The organism is Streptomyces sp. NPDC051214, assembly GCF_040682375.1.
Classification (GTDB): domain Bacteria; phylum Actinomycetota; class Actinomycetes; order Streptomycetales; family Streptomycetaceae; genus Streptomyces.
Genome location: NZ_JBFBAT010000003.1, coordinates 65,341 through 80,582, shown reverse-complemented (window position 1 = coordinate 80,582; position 15,242 = coordinate 65,341). Strand labels below are relative to the sequence as shown.

The 15,242-nt window shown below is 70.6% G+C and carries 10 protein-coding genes; 4 read left to right on the top strand and 6 right to left on the bottom strand.

What is annotated here, in order from left to right:
* Nucleotides 1–72 precede the first annotated feature (72 nt).
* From AB0M70_RS08415 to AB0M70_RS08400, 4 genes are all read right to left on the bottom strand, one after another.
* Complete coding sequence (locus tag AB0M70_RS08415) at nt 73–2,172, bottom strand: iron ABC transporter permease (RefSeq protein ID WP_365817736.1); 2,100 nt, start codon at nt 2,170–2,172, stop codon at nt 73–75.
* Complete coding sequence (locus tag AB0M70_RS08410; protein WP_365817734.1) at nt 2,169–3,233, bottom strand: iron-siderophore ABC transporter substrate-binding protein; 1,065 nt, start codon at nt 3,231–3,233, stop codon at nt 2,169–2,171. The genes AB0M70_RS08415 and AB0M70_RS08410 overlap by 4 nt, the downstream gene beginning before the upstream one ends.
* A gap of 89 nt (nt 3,234–3,322) precedes the next feature.
* Nucleotides 3,323–4,225, bottom strand: a complete 903-nt coding sequence (locus tag AB0M70_RS08405) for an ABC transporter ATP-binding protein (RefSeq protein WP_365817732.1) — start codon at nt 4,223–4,225, stop codon at nt 3,323–3,325.
* 166 nt (nt 4,226–4,391) lie between these two features.
* Nucleotides 4,392–5,261: an AraC family transcriptional regulator gene (locus tag AB0M70_RS08400; RefSeq protein ID WP_365817730.1), complete on the bottom strand. Its 870-nt coding sequence runs from the start codon at nt 5,259–5,261 to the stop codon at nt 4,392–4,394.
* A 207-nt stretch (nt 5,262–5,468) separates the two neighbouring features.
* Here AB0M70_RS08400 and AB0M70_RS08395 point away from each other — a divergent pair, with 207 nt between their 5' ends.
* The 3 genes from AB0M70_RS08395 (at nt 5,469) to AB0M70_RS08385 (ending at nt 9,057) form a co-directional block, all read left to right on the top strand.
* Entirely contained in the window at nt 5,469–6,806 is a 1,338-nt protein-coding gene (locus AB0M70_RS08395) for a sensor domain-containing protein (protein WP_365817728.1), read from the top strand.
* Nucleotides 6,807–6,818: 12 nt separating this feature from the next.
* Complete coding sequence (locus tag AB0M70_RS08390) at nt 6,819–7,463, top strand: response regulator transcription factor (protein ID WP_365817726.1); 645 nt, start codon at nt 6,819–6,821, stop codon at nt 7,461–7,463.
* A 169-nt stretch (nt 7,464–7,632) separates the two neighbouring features.
* Nucleotides 7,633–9,057, top strand: a complete 1,425-nt coding sequence (locus AB0M70_RS08385) for a SpoIIE family protein phosphatase (RefSeq protein WP_365817723.1) — start codon at nt 7,633–7,635, stop codon at nt 9,055–9,057.
* Nucleotides 9,058–9,078: 21 nt separating this feature from the next.
* Here AB0M70_RS08385 and AB0M70_RS08380 read toward each other — a convergent pair whose 3' ends face one another.
* A complete protein-coding gene (locus AB0M70_RS08380; protein ID WP_365817721.1) occupies nt 9,079–10,578 on the bottom strand; it encodes a hypothetical protein in 1,500 nt (499 codons plus the stop codon).
* A 235-nt stretch (nt 10,579–10,813) separates the two neighbouring features.
* On the opposite strand from AB0M70_RS08380, the gene AB0M70_RS08375 reads away from it, so the two are divergent.
* On the top strand, nt 10,814–11,953 hold the full coding sequence (locus AB0M70_RS08375; RefSeq protein ID WP_365817719.1) for an aminoglycoside phosphotransferase family protein: 1,140 nt from the start codon (nt 10,814–10,816) through the stop codon (nt 11,951–11,953).
* Between the two features lie 106 nt (nt 11,954–12,059).
* Here the strand turns inward: AB0M70_RS08375 and AB0M70_RS08370 are convergent, their stop codons facing one another.
* The gene (locus AB0M70_RS08370; protein WP_365817717.1) at nt 12,060–15,203 is read right to left on the bottom strand and encodes a ThuA domain-containing protein; all 3,144 of its coding nucleotides are present in this window, start codon (nt 15,201–15,203) and stop codon (nt 12,060–12,062) included.
* Between the last annotated feature and the right edge of the window lie 39 nt (nt 15,204–15,242).

Sequence of the window (15,242 nt, the reverse complement as noted above, 5' to 3'; positions counted from 1 at the left end):
GAAGGGGCGGGGCGGGAGGGGCGGACAGGAGAGGCGGGGCGGGAGGGGCGGCTCTTCAACGGGACTTCCGGATCAACGGGACTTCCGGAGCACCCACACGAAGTACGGTGCGCCAACCAGGGCGATCATGAGCCCGGCCGGCACCTGGGCGGGGGCGACGAGCGTACGGCCGAGGGCGTCGGCCACGCACACGAGGACTCCGCCGAGCAGCATCGCGACCGGGATCGCGCGACCGTGCCGGGCGCCCACGAGGGAACGGGCGAGATGCGGGGCGACGAGCCCCACGAAGCCGACGACGCCGACGGCGATCACGCTGAGCGCCGCGAGTACCGCGGCGACCGCCAGGGCGGTGAAGCGGGTGCGTTCCACCCTGACACCCACGATGCGCGGGGTGTCCTCGTCGACGGCGAGCAGGTCGAGCCGGCCGCGCATGGCCAGCAGTACGGGAAGGGCGAGAGCAAGCGCCACCGCGACCGGGACGACGTCGGGGAAGGTGCGCCCGTAGGTCGTGCCGGAGAGCCAGGTGAAGATCCGCGGCGTGTTGTACGGGTCGGCGCGCAGCAGGAGGAAGGTGGTGACGGAGCTGAGGCCGTACCCCATGCCGATGCCGATCAGCACGAACCGGTCGGGCAGGAAGCCGCCGCGCCAGGACAGCAGGGCGATCACAGCGAAGGTGGCGAGCCCGGCCGCGACGGCGACCGCGATGAGCACCGGCCGTCCACCGGGCAGGCCCGACGTGACGACGCTCGCCGCGCCGAGGCCGGCGCCCGCCGTGATGCCGAGCACTCCCGGCTCCGCGAGGGGGTTGCGTACCGTGCTCTGCACGACGCAGCCGGCCAGACCGAGCGCCGCGCCGGCGAGGATCGCGGCGGTCACCCGTGGGACCCGGTCGTCGAGCGCCGCGCCGATCAGATCCGGAGCGGCGCCCTGCACCCAGAGGCCGAGGTCTCCCGTCCGCAGCCAGAGGCTTCCGGCCAGGACCGCCAGCAGGGCCGTCACGGCCAGCAGTGCCACGGCGCCGGACACGACGAGGAGGTAGGCGCCGCGGGAACGTACGGCGACGCGTGCGCGCGGGGGTTGGCGGAGTTGTCCGGTGTCACGCAGCCGCAGCGCGAGGATCACGATCACGACGGAGCCGAGCAGCGCGGTCGGCACGCCGGTGGGGATGGAGGCGGCCCCGTCCGCCCCCTGCACCGCACGCAGGACCGCGTCCGCGAGCAGGATGAGCAGCGCGCCGAGCAGACCGGCCGCCGGGATCAGGAGCAGGTGCCGGCGCAGCGCGCGGACCCGTCCCGCGAGCAGGCGGGCCAGCACGGGGGCGCCGAGACCGACGAAGGCCATCGGGCCCGCGAGGGTCACCGCGGTGCTGGTCAGGAGTACCGCAGAGACCACGGCGAGCACGCGGGTGCTCCGGATGGGTACGCCGAGGGTGGACGCGGTGTCGTCCCCGAGATTCATCACGTCAAGGCGCCTGGACAGCGCCAGGGCGACGAACAGCACGACGCCGATGAGGGGGATGGCCCGTATCGACGCGTCGATGTTCACCTGCGCGAGCGAGCCGCTCCCCCAGGCGAAGAGACCGGTCGTGTTCTGGTCGAACAGGATGAGGAGCATCCCGGTCGCGGCGTCCAGGGCCATCGCCGCCGCCGATCCGGCGAGGATGAGGCGGGTGCCCGCGGTGCCCGCGGCCCGGCCCGCGAGAAGCAGGACGAGTGCCGCCGCGACCAGGCCACCGGCGAAGGCGACGGCGCCCGACGCCCACAGCGGGACGGCGAGGCCGAAGGCGGCGACGAGCGTGAGGGAGAAGTGGGCCCCGGCCGTGACGGCCAGGGTGTCGGGCGAGGCGAGCGTGTTGTGCGTGACGGACTGGAGCAGCGTGCCGGCGCAGCCGAGGGCGAAGCCCACCGCCACGCCCGCGAGCAGACGCGGCAGTCGTGAGCCGGTGAGGATCTCACCGACCGGCGCGCCGCCGGTGTTCTCGGGTTCCCCGGCGAGATGGCGCAGCAGATCGCCGACGCCGACTCCCGAAGTCCCCTGGGTCAGATGCCACATGCCCACCAGGACGGTCGCGGCGACCAGGAGTGCGAGAACAGCCGCCCCGGCGGGTCCGCCGCCGCGCTCGGCGCGCGGCAGCGGTCCCGCTTCGGGTGCGGCGGTGCGTACTGTGCTCACTTCTTGTCGAGTACGTCGACGTAGGCGTCGATCGCCTGCTCGTTGGAGCGCGGGCCGCCGGCGCCCCAGACCCGGGCCGGGAACGCGTGGGCGCGGTCTTCCTTGACGGCCGGGAGGGTCTTCCAGATCGGGTTCTTGCGCAGCGCCCCGACGTATCCACCGGCGCCTTCGTCGTTGGCGTAGAAGAGGTTGGCGTCGCCCACGGCGGTGAGGCCCTCGACGTCGGTCTGCGCGAGGCCGTAGGCGGGGTCGACGCCCCCGTCACCGTGCTTCTTGTTGACGTCGTTGGTCCACGCGGGCTTCAGTCCCAGTTCCTTGCCTATCTCGGTGAACAGGGCGCCGTCGCTGTAGGGGCGGACCGTGAGGTTGCCTCCCTCGAGCCATCCGTCGAAGAACACGAACTTCTTCGTCGGCAGGTCGGCGTCGGTGACCTTCTTCTTCGCCGCCGCGAGGTGCTGGTCGAACTCCTTGAGCACCTGGTCGGCCCGCTCGGTGCGGCCCGTCGCCTCGCCGATCATGCCGAAGACCTTGCGCATGTTCCCGATCGGGTCCTTCGGGTCCGCTCCTCGCGTGACCATCACGGGGACGCCCCGCTTCTCCAGCTTCTTGACCATCTCGTCCTTGGCGTCGAACGCCTCCACGACGACGAGGTCGGGCTTGGCCGCGTAGAGGGTGTCGAGGTCCGGCTCCTCACGGGTGCCGATGTCCGTCACGCCCTTGGGCAGCTTCTCCGCGCTGACCCAGGTGCGGTATCCCTTCGCGTCGGAGACGGCGGTGGGGGTGACGCACAGGGTCAGCGCGTCCTCGACCTGCTGCCATTCCAGGACGGCGATCCGCTTGGCGGGCTTGTCGAGCTTCACCTGGCGGCCGACGCCGTCCTTGAAGGAGACCGGCTTCGTCGAGGTGGTCGTGGTGTCCTTGGAGCAGCTCTTCGACGCGGGCGCCGTGTCGGCGCTGCCGCCGGCCGCGGCCTTGTCGACGTCGGTCGTACCGCAGGCCGTTGCGGCGAGCAGGGCGAGCCCGGTGGAGGCTGATGCCGCCAGGCGGTGGGCACGGTTCATGAGGGGTCCTTTTTCTCAAGGGATGCGGGAGCGACGCGGAGGGGATATGTCCCGTTGCGTCGGCGTTTCCGGGGGGCGCGTCGGCCTGTTCAGGACAGGTGGCGCCCGAGGGGGTCGATGCGGAGGCGGCCTGTCCGGGGGTCGGTGCTCACCTCGACGCGGATGTCGTAGACCTCGCCGATGTTCTCGGCGGTCAGGACGTCGGCGGGAGCGCCGGCCGCGTACACACGGCCCGAGCTCATGAGGACGAGCGTGTCCGCGACACGCGATGCCTGGTCGAGGTCGTGCAGCACGATCCCGACCGCGATGCCGTGTTCCTCGACGAGATCCCGTACGAGGTCGAGCGTCTCGAACTGGTAGCGCAGGTCGAGATGGTTGGTCGGCTCGTCGAGGAGCACGACGCCGGTCTCCTGGGCCAGGCAGGACGCGAGCCAGACGCGCTGCATCTCGCCGCCGGAGAGCTCTCCGACCTGGCGGCCGGCCATGTCCCGTACGCCGGTGACCCCCATGGCGTGGTCGACGGCGGTCCGGTCCTCCGCGGTCGGCCCGGCAAAGCCACGCCGGTGGGGATGGCGTCCGAACGCGACGACCTCCGCGACCGTCAGCCCTTGGGGAGCGGGCCGCGACTGGGAGAACAGCGTGACCTCACGGGCGAACTGACGGGGGCTGAGCAGGGCCGCGTCACGCTCGGGCTGTTCGTCGGGGGCGCCGCGCTCGCCGTCGGGGGCTTGCCGGCCGTCGGGGGCGCCGAGTGTCACCCGACCGCCGTCCACTCGATGCAGGCGGGACAGCGCGCGCAGCAGCGTGGACTTGCCACTGCCGTTCGGCCCCACCAAGGCGGTCGCACGGCCGGGTTCCAGGGTGACCGAGACGCCGTGGACGACCGGCTTGCCGCTGTAGCGCAGCTCCAGGTCGTGCCCGTGGAGGGCGGCCACCGGAGCGGCGGGGCCGGTCACCGGTTGTGCGGCAGGCCGGAATGGTCTGGTGAACATGAGGGGGTCCGGACGATCGGAGGGGCGAGGGCTGCGGCACCCCTCCGTCCGGTTTCACCGGCCAGGCCGCGCGCTCACCCACGCACGGACAGCGCCGTGCACGGCGAGCAACAACTAAGGGTTACCTAACTCCGAGAAGGTTATATTCCGCTTGCCGTGTCGACAATCAGGAGTTCTGGTCACGCGATACGGAATTCCGGACATCACCGGGTGCGCCGGCCGCACCGAAGAACGCGCCCGGCGTGGTGCCCATGACCCGCCGGAAGGCGGCGATGAAGGAACTGGGCTGCGCATAGCCGAGCACCTCGGAGACCGTGGTCACGTCGAAGCCCTCGGCGAGGAGCATCAGCGCCCGGTGCACGCGCAGCATCTGGCGCCACTGCGCGAAGGAGAGCCCCGTCGTCTGGCGGAAGGCGCGGGTGACGGTGCGGTCGCTGGTCCCGAGGCGCCGCGCCCACTCCTCCAGCGAACGGCTGTCGGCGGGATCGTCCAGCAGGGCTTCGGCTATGGCGTCGATACGGGGGTCACCCGGCAACTGCAGGGAGAACTGCCGCTCCGAGGGCTGGATGACGTCGAAGACGACCGACTCCGCACGCGCCCTGGCCTCCGCGTCAAGATCCGTACGGGAGAGATGGGTGAGGAGCGACTCCAGCAAGGGTGTCATCGCGATCGCCTTCGGTTCCGTGAACGCGAACGGCGTGCGGTCGAGGGCGAAGAAGGCGTCGGAGAACTCCGCACCCGCCGTCGCCCGGCCCGCGTGCACCACTCCGGCGGGCATCCACAGCCCGTGCCCCTCGACCACGGTGAAGACGCGGTCCCCCACACGGGACGTCAGCGTTCCCCCGCGCACCCAGACGAGCTCGTGCAGGGGATGCGCGTGCGGGGACCACTCCGTGGGAGCGCGGACGACCCGGAACCCGGCAAGGATGGCGCCTGCCGCCGCCTGCGCCGGCAGCGCCTCGGCCCGACGCAGCACGGTGCCCGCCTCGCGCCGCCACATCCCGGGGGTCGCCTCACCACGGGACGCTCGAACCATGCAAAGGAGTCTATCCGCGCTGGTCCGCGCCCTTGCGCCTGGGGGAAAACCCCCACTCCACACGGAGGAAATCCGCGTTCCGGCGGGCCGCGGCGGGGGCCTAACGTGAGGTTGTCCGGCCGTACCAGGTCAAGGTCCGCAGCGGGGGTTGTGATGACGGAGGCTCGAGGGCCCACACCGACGGGCGCGCGAGGAGCGCGCGCGCTCGTGGGAGCCGTGGGGCGCGCCCCGCTCACGCGGCGGGCGTGGGCCGAGGCGGCGTACTGCTTGACCGGGTTCCCGCCGGCTCTCGTGGGCGGCGTGCTTCTCGCGGTGGTGCTGGCCCTGGGTGCGGGCTTCACCGTGTCGGTGCTGTTCGCGGTGCTCGGGGCGCTTCTGTTCATCACGGGGCTACACCTGGCCCGTGCGCTGGGCGGCGTGCATCGTCGCCTCGCGGCCCTGTTCCTCGGGGACGGGACGCCGGCGCCACCGCCGCTGCGTCCGGAGGGGCGGTGGGTCAATCGACTCGACGCCCGGCTGTCGGACGGGGTCGGCTGGCGGGCGGCTGCTTATGTCCTGGCGAAGCTGCCGGTCGGGTGTCTGGGGGCGTACGCGGTTCTGTGGTGGCTCGTGGGGCTGATCAATCTCACGGCGCCGCTGCGGTGGGCGCTCTTCGGGCAACGCCCCGAGCCCGGTTCCCCCGAAGGCATGCCGGTACTCACGCCGTTCTTCTTCGGCGGCCCGGACGCGGACACCTTCGGCGGCACGTTCCTCGCGGTCGCCGTCGGTGCGGGGATTGTGCTGGGCGCACCCTGGGTGACCCGTCTGGTGACCGAGGCCGACCGGTGGCTGATCGGCGCGCTGCTCGGTCCGGGCCAACTGGCCGATCGCGTGCGCGACTTGGAGGAGACACGGGCGCTCGCCGTGGACGACTCGGTGGCGCTGCTCCGCCGGGTCGAGCGCGATCTGCACGACGGGGCCCAGGTCCGCCTCGTCGCGGTGGCGATGAGCCTGGACATGATCAGGCAGCGGCTCGCCGAGAGCGAGGCCGCCGACGACGGCCAGGGCGGCGGCCGAGGCAGTGCGCCCCTGGATGTCGCCCGCCTGCGTCAACTCGTCGACGGGGCCCATCACCACGCCACCGAGGCCCTCACCGAGCTGCGGGATCTGGCCCGCGGCATCCATCCCCCGGTCCTCGACGACGGGCTGCCGGACGCGCTCGCCACGCTCACCGCGCGCAGCAGCGTCCCCGTCGACCTGGTGACGGAGATACCGGAGCGGCCGACCCCGGCCATCGAGACCATCGCGTACTTCTGCGCGGCCGAGCTGCTGGCGAACGTCATCAAGCACAGCGGGGCCCGGCGGGCCTCCATCACGGTGGCCCAGTTGGACGGGCGGCTTTTTCTGCAGGTCGGGGACGACGGGGGTGGTGGCGCGGATGCCGGAGCGGGGAGCGGGCTCGCGGGACTCTTGCAACGCGTACGTACGGTCGATGGGCGGATGGATGTCAGAAGTCCCGAGGGCGGGCCGACGGCGGTCACCGTCGAGCTGCCGCTGCACGCGTGAGAGCATGCCGCCATGCGCGTCGTGATCGCTGAGGATGCCGCCGTCCTGCGGGAGTTGCTGGGTCAGATGCTCCAGGAGCGCGGGCACGAGATCTGTGCGTCGGTGAGCGACGGGGACATGCTGCGGGCCGCGGTCGCCGAGCACCGTCCGGACGTCGCGGTGACCGACATCCGGATGCCTCCGACACACACGGACGAAGGGCTCCGCGCGGCCATCGACATCCGCCGCGACCACCCCGGCACGGGAGTGCTGCTCTTCTCCCAGTACGTGGAGACGAAGTACGCCACGCGGCTGCTCGCAGCGGGTTCGGCGGGGGTGGGATACCTCCTCAAGGACCGGGTCGCCAACGTCGCGGAGTTCACCGACGCCCTGGAGCGGGTGGCCGCCGGGGGCACGGCCCTGGACCCCGAGGTCGTCACGCAGCTGGCGGGGGCCGGGCGGCGCGCGGAGGAACTCGCCCCGCTGACCGACCGGGAGCGCGAGGTGCTCTCGCTGATGGCCGAGGGGCGGTCCAACGCGGCGATCGCGCAGAGTCTCGTCGTCTCGGCGGGGACGGTGGAGAAGCACGTGGCCGCCGTCTTCGACAAGCTCGGGCTGCCCGCGTCACATGACCACAACCGCCGCGTCCTGGCCGTTGTCCGCTACTTGCGCGGGTGATCGGGATCGCGCCTCCGGAACATATCGTTCCGAAGGACACGGACATATGCCATAAGCAACCACGCGTCGTGTGTTGCCAAATCCCTTACGAGCCACCCCCCGCTGTGCGAAAGTCATTAGCGGTCCATCCCGCCCGTTTGGTCGCACCGCATCCTCAACGGAGCACCTCATGCCGTCCCATGTCTTCGCGGACCGCCCTTCCGCCCAGCCGCCCGAGCGCGGCTCGGTCGAAGCGCTGATCACGCAGACACGTCGGCTCCGCGGCCAGGTCGACGCCGTACGCCGAGATGCCGTGCCCGACCAGAGCGACCCGCAGGGGCGCTGGCAACGCGCCCTGTGCGACCTGGCCGTCCATCAGCTCAACGACCTGGACGACCATCTCGCACAGTTGCGGGACGGACCCGCGCAACCGGCCGTCGAGCCCACCGCTCCGGCCGTTCCTCCACCGCTCGAACCCCAGCAGGGCTCACTGCTCAGCCGGGTCGGCAGCGCGGAGTGGAACCTGTTGAACGACGAGGCGAGTTGGTCGGGCGAGCTGTACCAGATCCTCGGGCGGGACCCGGAAGCTCCCCCGCTCTCCCTCGACGAGCTGCCCTCCCTGGTGCACGCCGACGACCAGCCGATGCTGACGGCCATGGTCACGGACTGTCTGATCGACGGGAAGCCGATCGACGGCGAATTCCGTGTCGTGCGCCCCGACGGCGGCGTCCGACAGGTGCACATGATGGGCGAGCCCGTGCTCGCCGCTGATGGCAGCACCGCCTCGATGTGGGCGGTCTTGCGGGACGTCAGCGAGCTGCGCCGCAGCCAGCGAGTGGTGCGCGAGACCCGTGACTCGTTGCAGCGCCAGCGGCACATCGCGCAGACAGAGCACCGGCTCGCGGTCGAACTGCAGGAGGCCGTGCTGCCGCCGTGGCGCGGCTCCCTGCGGTTCCCGCACGGCGGACCCGCGACACTGGACCTCGCCGCGCACTACCTCCCCTCCTCCACGAGCGCACTGATCGGCGGCGACTGGTACGACGCGATGGAGCTGCCCGACGGCCAGTTCCTGCTCAGCGTCGGCGACCTCACGGGACATGGCGTCACCGTCACCTCGGGCATGGCGATGCTGCTCGGCGCGGTACGCGGCATGGCCGTCGCCGGAGTCCGGCCCGCCCAACTGATGGGCTGGCTGAATCAGTTGCTGGACAGCACCGCGCAGCCGGCCCTCGGCAGCGCCGTCTGCTGCCAGTACACCCCCGCCACCCGCACCCTCAGCTGGGCGCAGGCGGGACACCCCGCCCCGCTGCTGTTCCGCGACGGGACGGGGCGCGCGCTGACGCCACCGGCTGGAGTGATCCTCGGGGCGACCTCCGGAGCCACGTACGAGCAGGCCGAGATGCAACTCGCGCCCGGCGACCTGCTGTTGCTGCACACCGATGGGCTGGTCCCCCGGCGCGCCAGGGACGCGGCCACGAGCCGGCTGCTCGCGCTCGCGCCACGTTTCACGGACACACGGGGTGCGCAGGACTGTGTGAGGACGGTCGTCGAAGAGTTCGGCGTGGCCCCGCGTGAGGACGACGCCTGCCTGTTGGTCGCCCGGGTGGGTTCCTGATCCCCCGAGCCGTGCCGGGTCCTATGCGCGGACCCGGCTGCCACCTCCGGTCTTGGCCGAGGCCTTGGGCAGGGCCAGCTTGATCTCCTCGCGCAGGTCCTCGATCTTCGGGTAGCCCGAGTACTGAGCCGTCAGGCGGTACATCTCGCGCAGCCGGTCCCAGGTGCGCAGCGAGGAGTTCGACCCCATCGACACCAGGGCCAACCGTGCGTACCGATCGGCCTGTTCGGGGTCGTCGGCGATGAAGCATGCCGATGCCAGCGAGATGTAGTCGAAGATCTGCGAGCGGTCGCGGCCCTTGGCCCGCAGTTCGATGGCCTCCCGGGCATGGCGCTGGGCGGTGTTGGCGGCGGACGCGTCGTGATCGGCGAGGGTGCGGAAGGCCAGGGCCTGCATGCCGTGCATGTCCGCCTCGTCGAACATCTGCATCCAGCTGGGCGGTGGTACGTCCCCCTTGTCGGAGACGAACAGGTCCTCCGCGATGCCGAGTGTGCGGCGCATCGCCTGCCCCTTGCCCATCGACGCCTGTGCCCAGGCCTCGATGGTGTAGAGCATGGCCTGCGTGCGCGGCAACATCTCCTCGCCCGAACCCGACTGGGCGAGTTTCATCAGGTCCAGGGCGTCGTCGGGGCGCCCCAGATGCACCATCTGGCGCGCGGCCCGGGACAGGGCCTCGCCGGCGCGCGGCCGGTCGCCGCCCTCGCGGGCCGCGTGCGCGGCGATCACGAAGTACTTCTGCGCCGTGGGCTCCAGGCCGACGTCGTGCGACATCCAGCCCGCGAGGACGGCGAGATTGGCAGCGACGCCCCACAGGCGGCGCTGGAGATGGTCGGGGTGTCGGTAGGCGAGCATGCCGCCCACTTCGTTGAGCTGCCCCACCACAGCCTTGCGCTGCAGCCCTCCGCCACGGGAGGCGTCCCAGGCCCGGAACACCTCGACGGAGGTCTCCAGTTCCTCGATCTCCTGCGACCCGATGGGGGCGGCCTCGTAACGGTCGAACCCAGCGGGGTCGGCGTGCAGGGGATGGTCGGTTCGGGGAGCGTCGGCAGCAAGGGCCGGATCGGTGTGCAGCCAGTCGTGCATGGCGCCGGTCAGTGCGGAGCCGGCGGCGAGCGCGGCACCCGCGCCCACCAAGCCGCGTCGGTTGAGCATGAGGTCCATTCCCGTGAATTCGGTGAGGACCGCGGCTGTCCGTTCGGGCGCCCACGGCATGCCGTCGGGGTGCTCCACACTCCCGTCGCCACGCTGCTTCCCCACGCGCCCGTGCCGGACCAGACCAAGATCCTCAATGGTCACGACACGGCCGAGACGCTCGGTGAACAGAACCGCCAGCACCCGGGGCACGGGATCGCGCGGAATTTCTCCCATGTCGATCCAACGCCGTACCCGCGAGGTGTCGGTGGCCAGCTGCGGATGGCCCATGGCCGCCGCCTGCCGGTTCACCAGTCTCGCGAGTTCCCCTTTGGACCAGCCTGCCAGGCCGAAAAGGTCCGACAGTCGGGTGTTGGGTTGTCCGTTCACGTCAAGCCCCCAGGTTCTCGGCTGAGTTGACAGTAACCCTCTGTCAGTTGCTGGGCGACTATTCGCCAGGGTTCGCCAGGGTGCGCCACATGGTGTGCCAGGGGACGCCGGGTGTCAGGTAGGAATGCGCCACCCCGACCCGGCCCACCGCGGGACATTCCCCAGGGTGCTCCCAAAGGGGCCGGGGACGGGAGGCGCCGCAATTCGCAGGCACACGAAGGGATCTGTATCGCCCATGTACACAGCATCGTCCTCCGTGTCCGCCCCGCCCCGGCCACTGCACAGCCGACAGCCCGGCAGCGGCCCGTATCTGGAGCCCGCGCGCCCCGCGGCCGGGTCGCTCGGCGCCGGCCGGACGCGACGCGTTCCGGGGCCCGGCACGCAACCGCTCAGCGGGAGACTCGACTTGTCAGGCCCCCAGGGGGCGCAACTGCGCACCGCGATCGCCTCGGTGCACCGCATCTGTCCGGAGTTCAACCCGGTACAGGTGCTCCGCCGCAGCGGACGCACCGTACTGCTGGTGGGAACCACAGGACGCAGCACCGCGATCGCCAAATGTTTACTGGACCACTCGCCCGCGTGGGCCGAGCGGATCCGGCACGAGATAGCGGCATACCGCTCGTTCGTCCGGCACCGTCCTCCGGTCAGGGCCCCGCGGCTCATCGCCGCGGACCCCGAGGACTGCACGCTGGTGATCGAGCGGATGCAGGGACGCGTCGCCGCGCTGTCCCGCCACCCCGTGGAGCCGCCGCCGCGCGCGGACGTGCGCCTCGCGCTGGGCTCCATCCGCCACCTCAATCGGTGGCGTCCCCCGCAGGAGCTGTTCGGCAGGCCCATGGACTACGGCAAGCGGATCAACCGCTTCCATGAGCTGGGGCTGCTGACCGACCGGGACATGGGCGACCTGCAGAAGCTGCTGCACGGCATCGCGCACTCGGCGGGACAGCACGGCACGTGGCAGTTCTGCCACGGTGACGCGCTGCTCTCCAACATCCTGCTCTCCCCGGCCGGTCCGGTGTTCGTGGACTGGGAGCACGCGGGGTGGTATCTGCCGGGCTATGACCTGGCGACGCTGTGGTCGGTGCTCGGTGACGCACCGGTCGCGCGGCGCGAGATCAGTCAGCTGGCGCAGGAGCAGGGCCCGGCGGCGCGTGACGCGTTCCTGGTCAACCTGATGCTGGTGCTGACCCGGGAGATCCGTACGTACGAGATGGCCGTGCAGCGTTCCATGCACGACACGTCGCCTGCGGCACCGGGGGCGGCCCACCCCGGCGCCGCGACATCCGGTGAGGAGCAGCGGCTGCTGCTGAGGCGGTTGCACGACGACTGCCAGCTGGCCCGCCGCGCCGTGCGCGCGGCCGTCGGCACTCGCTGACCGGGGGGAGAAGGTCCGCAGTGCGCCTTGGACAGCGGCGCACTGCGGACTTTTCTATGCCCCCGGCGACTTCCGGCGGCCACTTCCGGCGGCTACTTCCGGGTGACTATGACGTGGTGAACTGCACCGCGTCCACGTCGAAGGAGTTGTTCTGTGGCGACTTGAAGACCACGTACAGCTTGTGGGTGCCGGACAGGGCTTCGACCGGCACGTCGGGTGTGGCCTGATAGGTGTCCCAGCCCCCGGTATTGGGGACGGGTGTGGTGGCGAGCAGTTTGCCGTCCGGGGCGTCCGCGCGCAGTTCGATCGAGCCGACGCCGTAGGGCGAGGACAGCTTGTAGCTGACCTTGCTGACGCCTTCCACGCTCATCGGGCTGTACGCGATCCAGTCGCCGTCACTGATGTCGCCGATGCGCTTGCCGTTCTCGGCGCCCTCCTGGGAGACGATGCGGGTCCCCGACTGGTCGTCGTGGTACTCCGCCTGCTTGTGCTTGGGGTGCATGACGGAGCGGCCGTAGCCGGTGAGGGCGCTGACGCCGTCGCCGCCCTTGTCGGTGTACTTGGCGTTGAGGACGTACGTGAGGTCGGCGCCCTCGGGGTGGCCGCCCAGGTCACCGGTGTCCACGGTGCCTTCGCAGCCGGGGATGTCGGTGGTGGGGTGTTCGTGGTCGTCGTGGCCCAGGGCCGGGTTGACGGTGACCTTGGAGCAGTCGATCGTGCCGTCCTCGGGGTCGGTGACGGTGACCTTGTAGGGGATCTTGTCGCCGAACTCGATGAGCTTGCCGTCGACCGGGGTCTCGACCTTCACCTTGGGTGCCGTGTTGCCCGCGGTGACGGGCACGTTGGCGTAGCCGGACTTGCCGGTGGAGTCGGTGACCTTCAGCTGGGCGTTGAAGTCTCCCTTGGTGTCGTAGGTGTGGGAGGGGTTGGCCTCGGTGGAGTCGTAGGTGCCGTCGCCGTCGAAGTCCCAGGCGAAGGTGAGCGGATCGCCGTCGGGGTCCTTGCTGCCCTCGCTGGAGAAGTCGACCTTCAGCGGGGTCGGCCCGTTGGTGGCCGATGCCTTGGCCTGGGCGAGCGGGGTGCGCTGGCCCTGGGCGTAGTCGATGCGGTAGAGCCCGGAGTCGTTGTTGCCGCCGCCGAACTCGCTGCCCCACTCCAGGACGTACAGGGAGCCGTCGGGCCCGAAGGTCATGTCCATCGGCTTGGCGAACTTCGCCGACTTCAGGAAGTCGTTGATCTTCAGGAGCTTGCCGTCCTTGTCGAAACGGATCTCCTTGACCGAGTCGCGGGCCCACTCGTAGAAGAAGCTCGCGCCTTCGAAGTAGGCGGGGAACTTCGTCTTGGAGGGGTTCTTGGCGTCGTAGTGGTAGACGGGTCCGCTCATCGGCGCCGAGCCGCCCGCGCCCATCTCCGGGAACTCCTTGGACTCGCCGTAGCCGTACCAGATCTCGGGCTGCGCGATCGTCGGAAGATCCTTCAGGCCGGTGTTGTTCGGTGAGGGGTTGGTGGGCTTGGCGCAGTCGAACTTGGCGCCGACTTCCTTGGTGTCGGGGTTGTAGGGGGCGTACGCCTGGTTGTTGCCGTGGCAGAAGGGCCAGCCGAAGTTGCCGGCCTTCTTGATGACGTTGTACTCGACCAGGCCCTCGGGTCCGCGGTCAGTGGTCGGGGCGCCGCGGTCGGGGCCGTAGTCGGAGGCGTGCACGTAGCCCGTCTTGGGGTCGACGGTGAAGCGGAAGGGGTTGCGGAAGCCCATGGCGTAGATCTCGGGGCGGGTCTTCGCGGTGCCCTTGGCGAAGAGGTTGCCCTGGGGGATGGTGTAGCCGCCCTTGTCCGTGGGCTTGATGCGCAGGATCTTGCCGCGCAGGTCGTTGGTGTTGCCGGCGGTGCGTGCGGCGTCCAGCATCTGCTTGCCGGGGCGCCAGTCGAGTGGGGCGTAGCCCTGCCAGTTGGGGTCGAGGTTGGGCGGGACGTCGTCGCCGACGCCGAGATAGAGCGTGCGGTTCGGGCCGAACTCGACGGCGCCGCCGGTGTGGCCGGGCTCGGGGAAGGTGCGGTCGCGGTAGGCGGGGACGTCCAGGAGCTTCTTCTCGCTGGCGAGGTCGAGGGTGTTGTCCTTCTTGACCGTGAAGCGGGAGAGGCGGTTGACGTCGTCCGTCGCCTTGGCGGGGGCGTAGTAGAGGTAGATCCAGCGGTTGGTGGCGAACTTGGGGTCGAGTTCCATGCCCACGAGGCCGTCCTCACCGCCGGTGTAGACGTCGAGCTTTCCCGCGGTGGAGGTGGAGTGGCTCTTCGGGTCGAAGATCTTCACCTCGCCGCTGCGCTGGACGTAGAAGACCTTGCCGTCCTTGTCGACGTCCAGTTCCATCGGGTCGGCGGTGTTGTCGTCCAGGGCGGTCTTCTCGTAGCCGGACCAGACCGTGCCGCCGCAGTCGCCGGGCTTGTTGCCCGCGGCCCACTGGATGCCGCCGAGTACGTGCTCACGGAAGGCGGGCTCGCTGTACGACGCCTTGTCGTGGCCCATGGCGGTGGCCCAGACCTTGCCGCCCTCGGCGTTGCGGCACCAGGAGATGGGGTGGTCGGCGCCCATCTTGGAGCCGCCCGGGTCGTACGTGGTCTCGTCGGCGGTGACGAGGACGTGCACGTCACCGCGGGGGTTCTTGTCGAAGTTGTACCACTCCTCCGGGCGCTCCCAGCGCTCGGGAAGGCCCTTGGTGGAGGGGTGCGCGCGGTCGGCGACCTTGGCGGTGCCCTTCAGGACGCCCGGTGAGTGGGCGGGCATGTGGGCGCCGGCGTTGATCAGGTCGTCCCACCAGGGGAAGGAGTCCTCGACGCCCATGTCGAGGGTGTTGTGCAGGGCGACGACTCCCTTGCCGCTCTTCACGTACGCCTTCATGGCGTCGCGCTGGGCGTCGGTGTCCCAGACCATGCCGGAGTTCTGCAGCATGATGATGACGTCGAAGTCCTTGAGCTTCGCTTCGTCGAAGACGGTGGCGTCGGCGGTCTCGACGACCTCGAAGTTGTTCGCCGCGGCCTGCTCCTTGACCATCTGCACGCCGGCCGGGATGGAGTCGTGGACGTAGCCGACGGCCTTGGTGAAGAGCAGCGCGCGGAAGGCGGGCGCCTTGTCGGCGGCGCTGGAGGTGGCGGGCAGGAAACCGACGGCGAGGAGCAGCGCCGCGACGAAGGCGATCAGCGTTCTTCGTAAGCCTTTCGCATCGCGCGTACCTATGTCACGCACATGACAGCCCATGGCTGGTCCTCTCTGCTGGGGAAGAACGGACGGTTGTGC

Coding starts and splice junctions, on each gene's coding strand:
- AB0M70_RS08410 (WP_365817734.1), bottom strand. CDS start 3,233: ATGAACCGTGCCCACCGCCTGGCGGCATCAGCCTCCACCGGGCTCGCC.
- AB0M70_RS08405 (WP_365817732.1), bottom strand. CDS start 4,225: ATGTTCACCAGACCATTCCGGCCTGCCGCACAACCGGTGACCGGCCCC.
- AB0M70_RS08400 (WP_365817730.1), bottom strand. CDS start 5,261: ATGGTTCGAGCGTCCCGTGGTGAGGCGACCCCCGGGATGTGGCGGCGC.
- AB0M70_RS08390 (WP_365817726.1), top strand. CDS start 6,819: ATGCGCGTCGTGATCGCTGAGGATGCCGCCGTCCTGCGGGAGTTGCTG.
- AB0M70_RS08385 (WP_365817723.1), top strand. CDS start 7,633: ATGCCGTCCCATGTCTTCGCGGACCGCCCTTCCGCCCAGCCGCCCGAG.
- AB0M70_RS08375 (WP_365817719.1), top strand. CDS start 10,814: ATGTACACAGCATCGTCCTCCGTGTCCGCCCCGCCCCGGCCACTGCAC.
- AB0M70_RS08370 (WP_365817717.1), bottom strand. CDS start 15,203: ATGGGCTGTCATGTGCGTGACATAGGTACGCGCGATGCGAAAGGCTTA.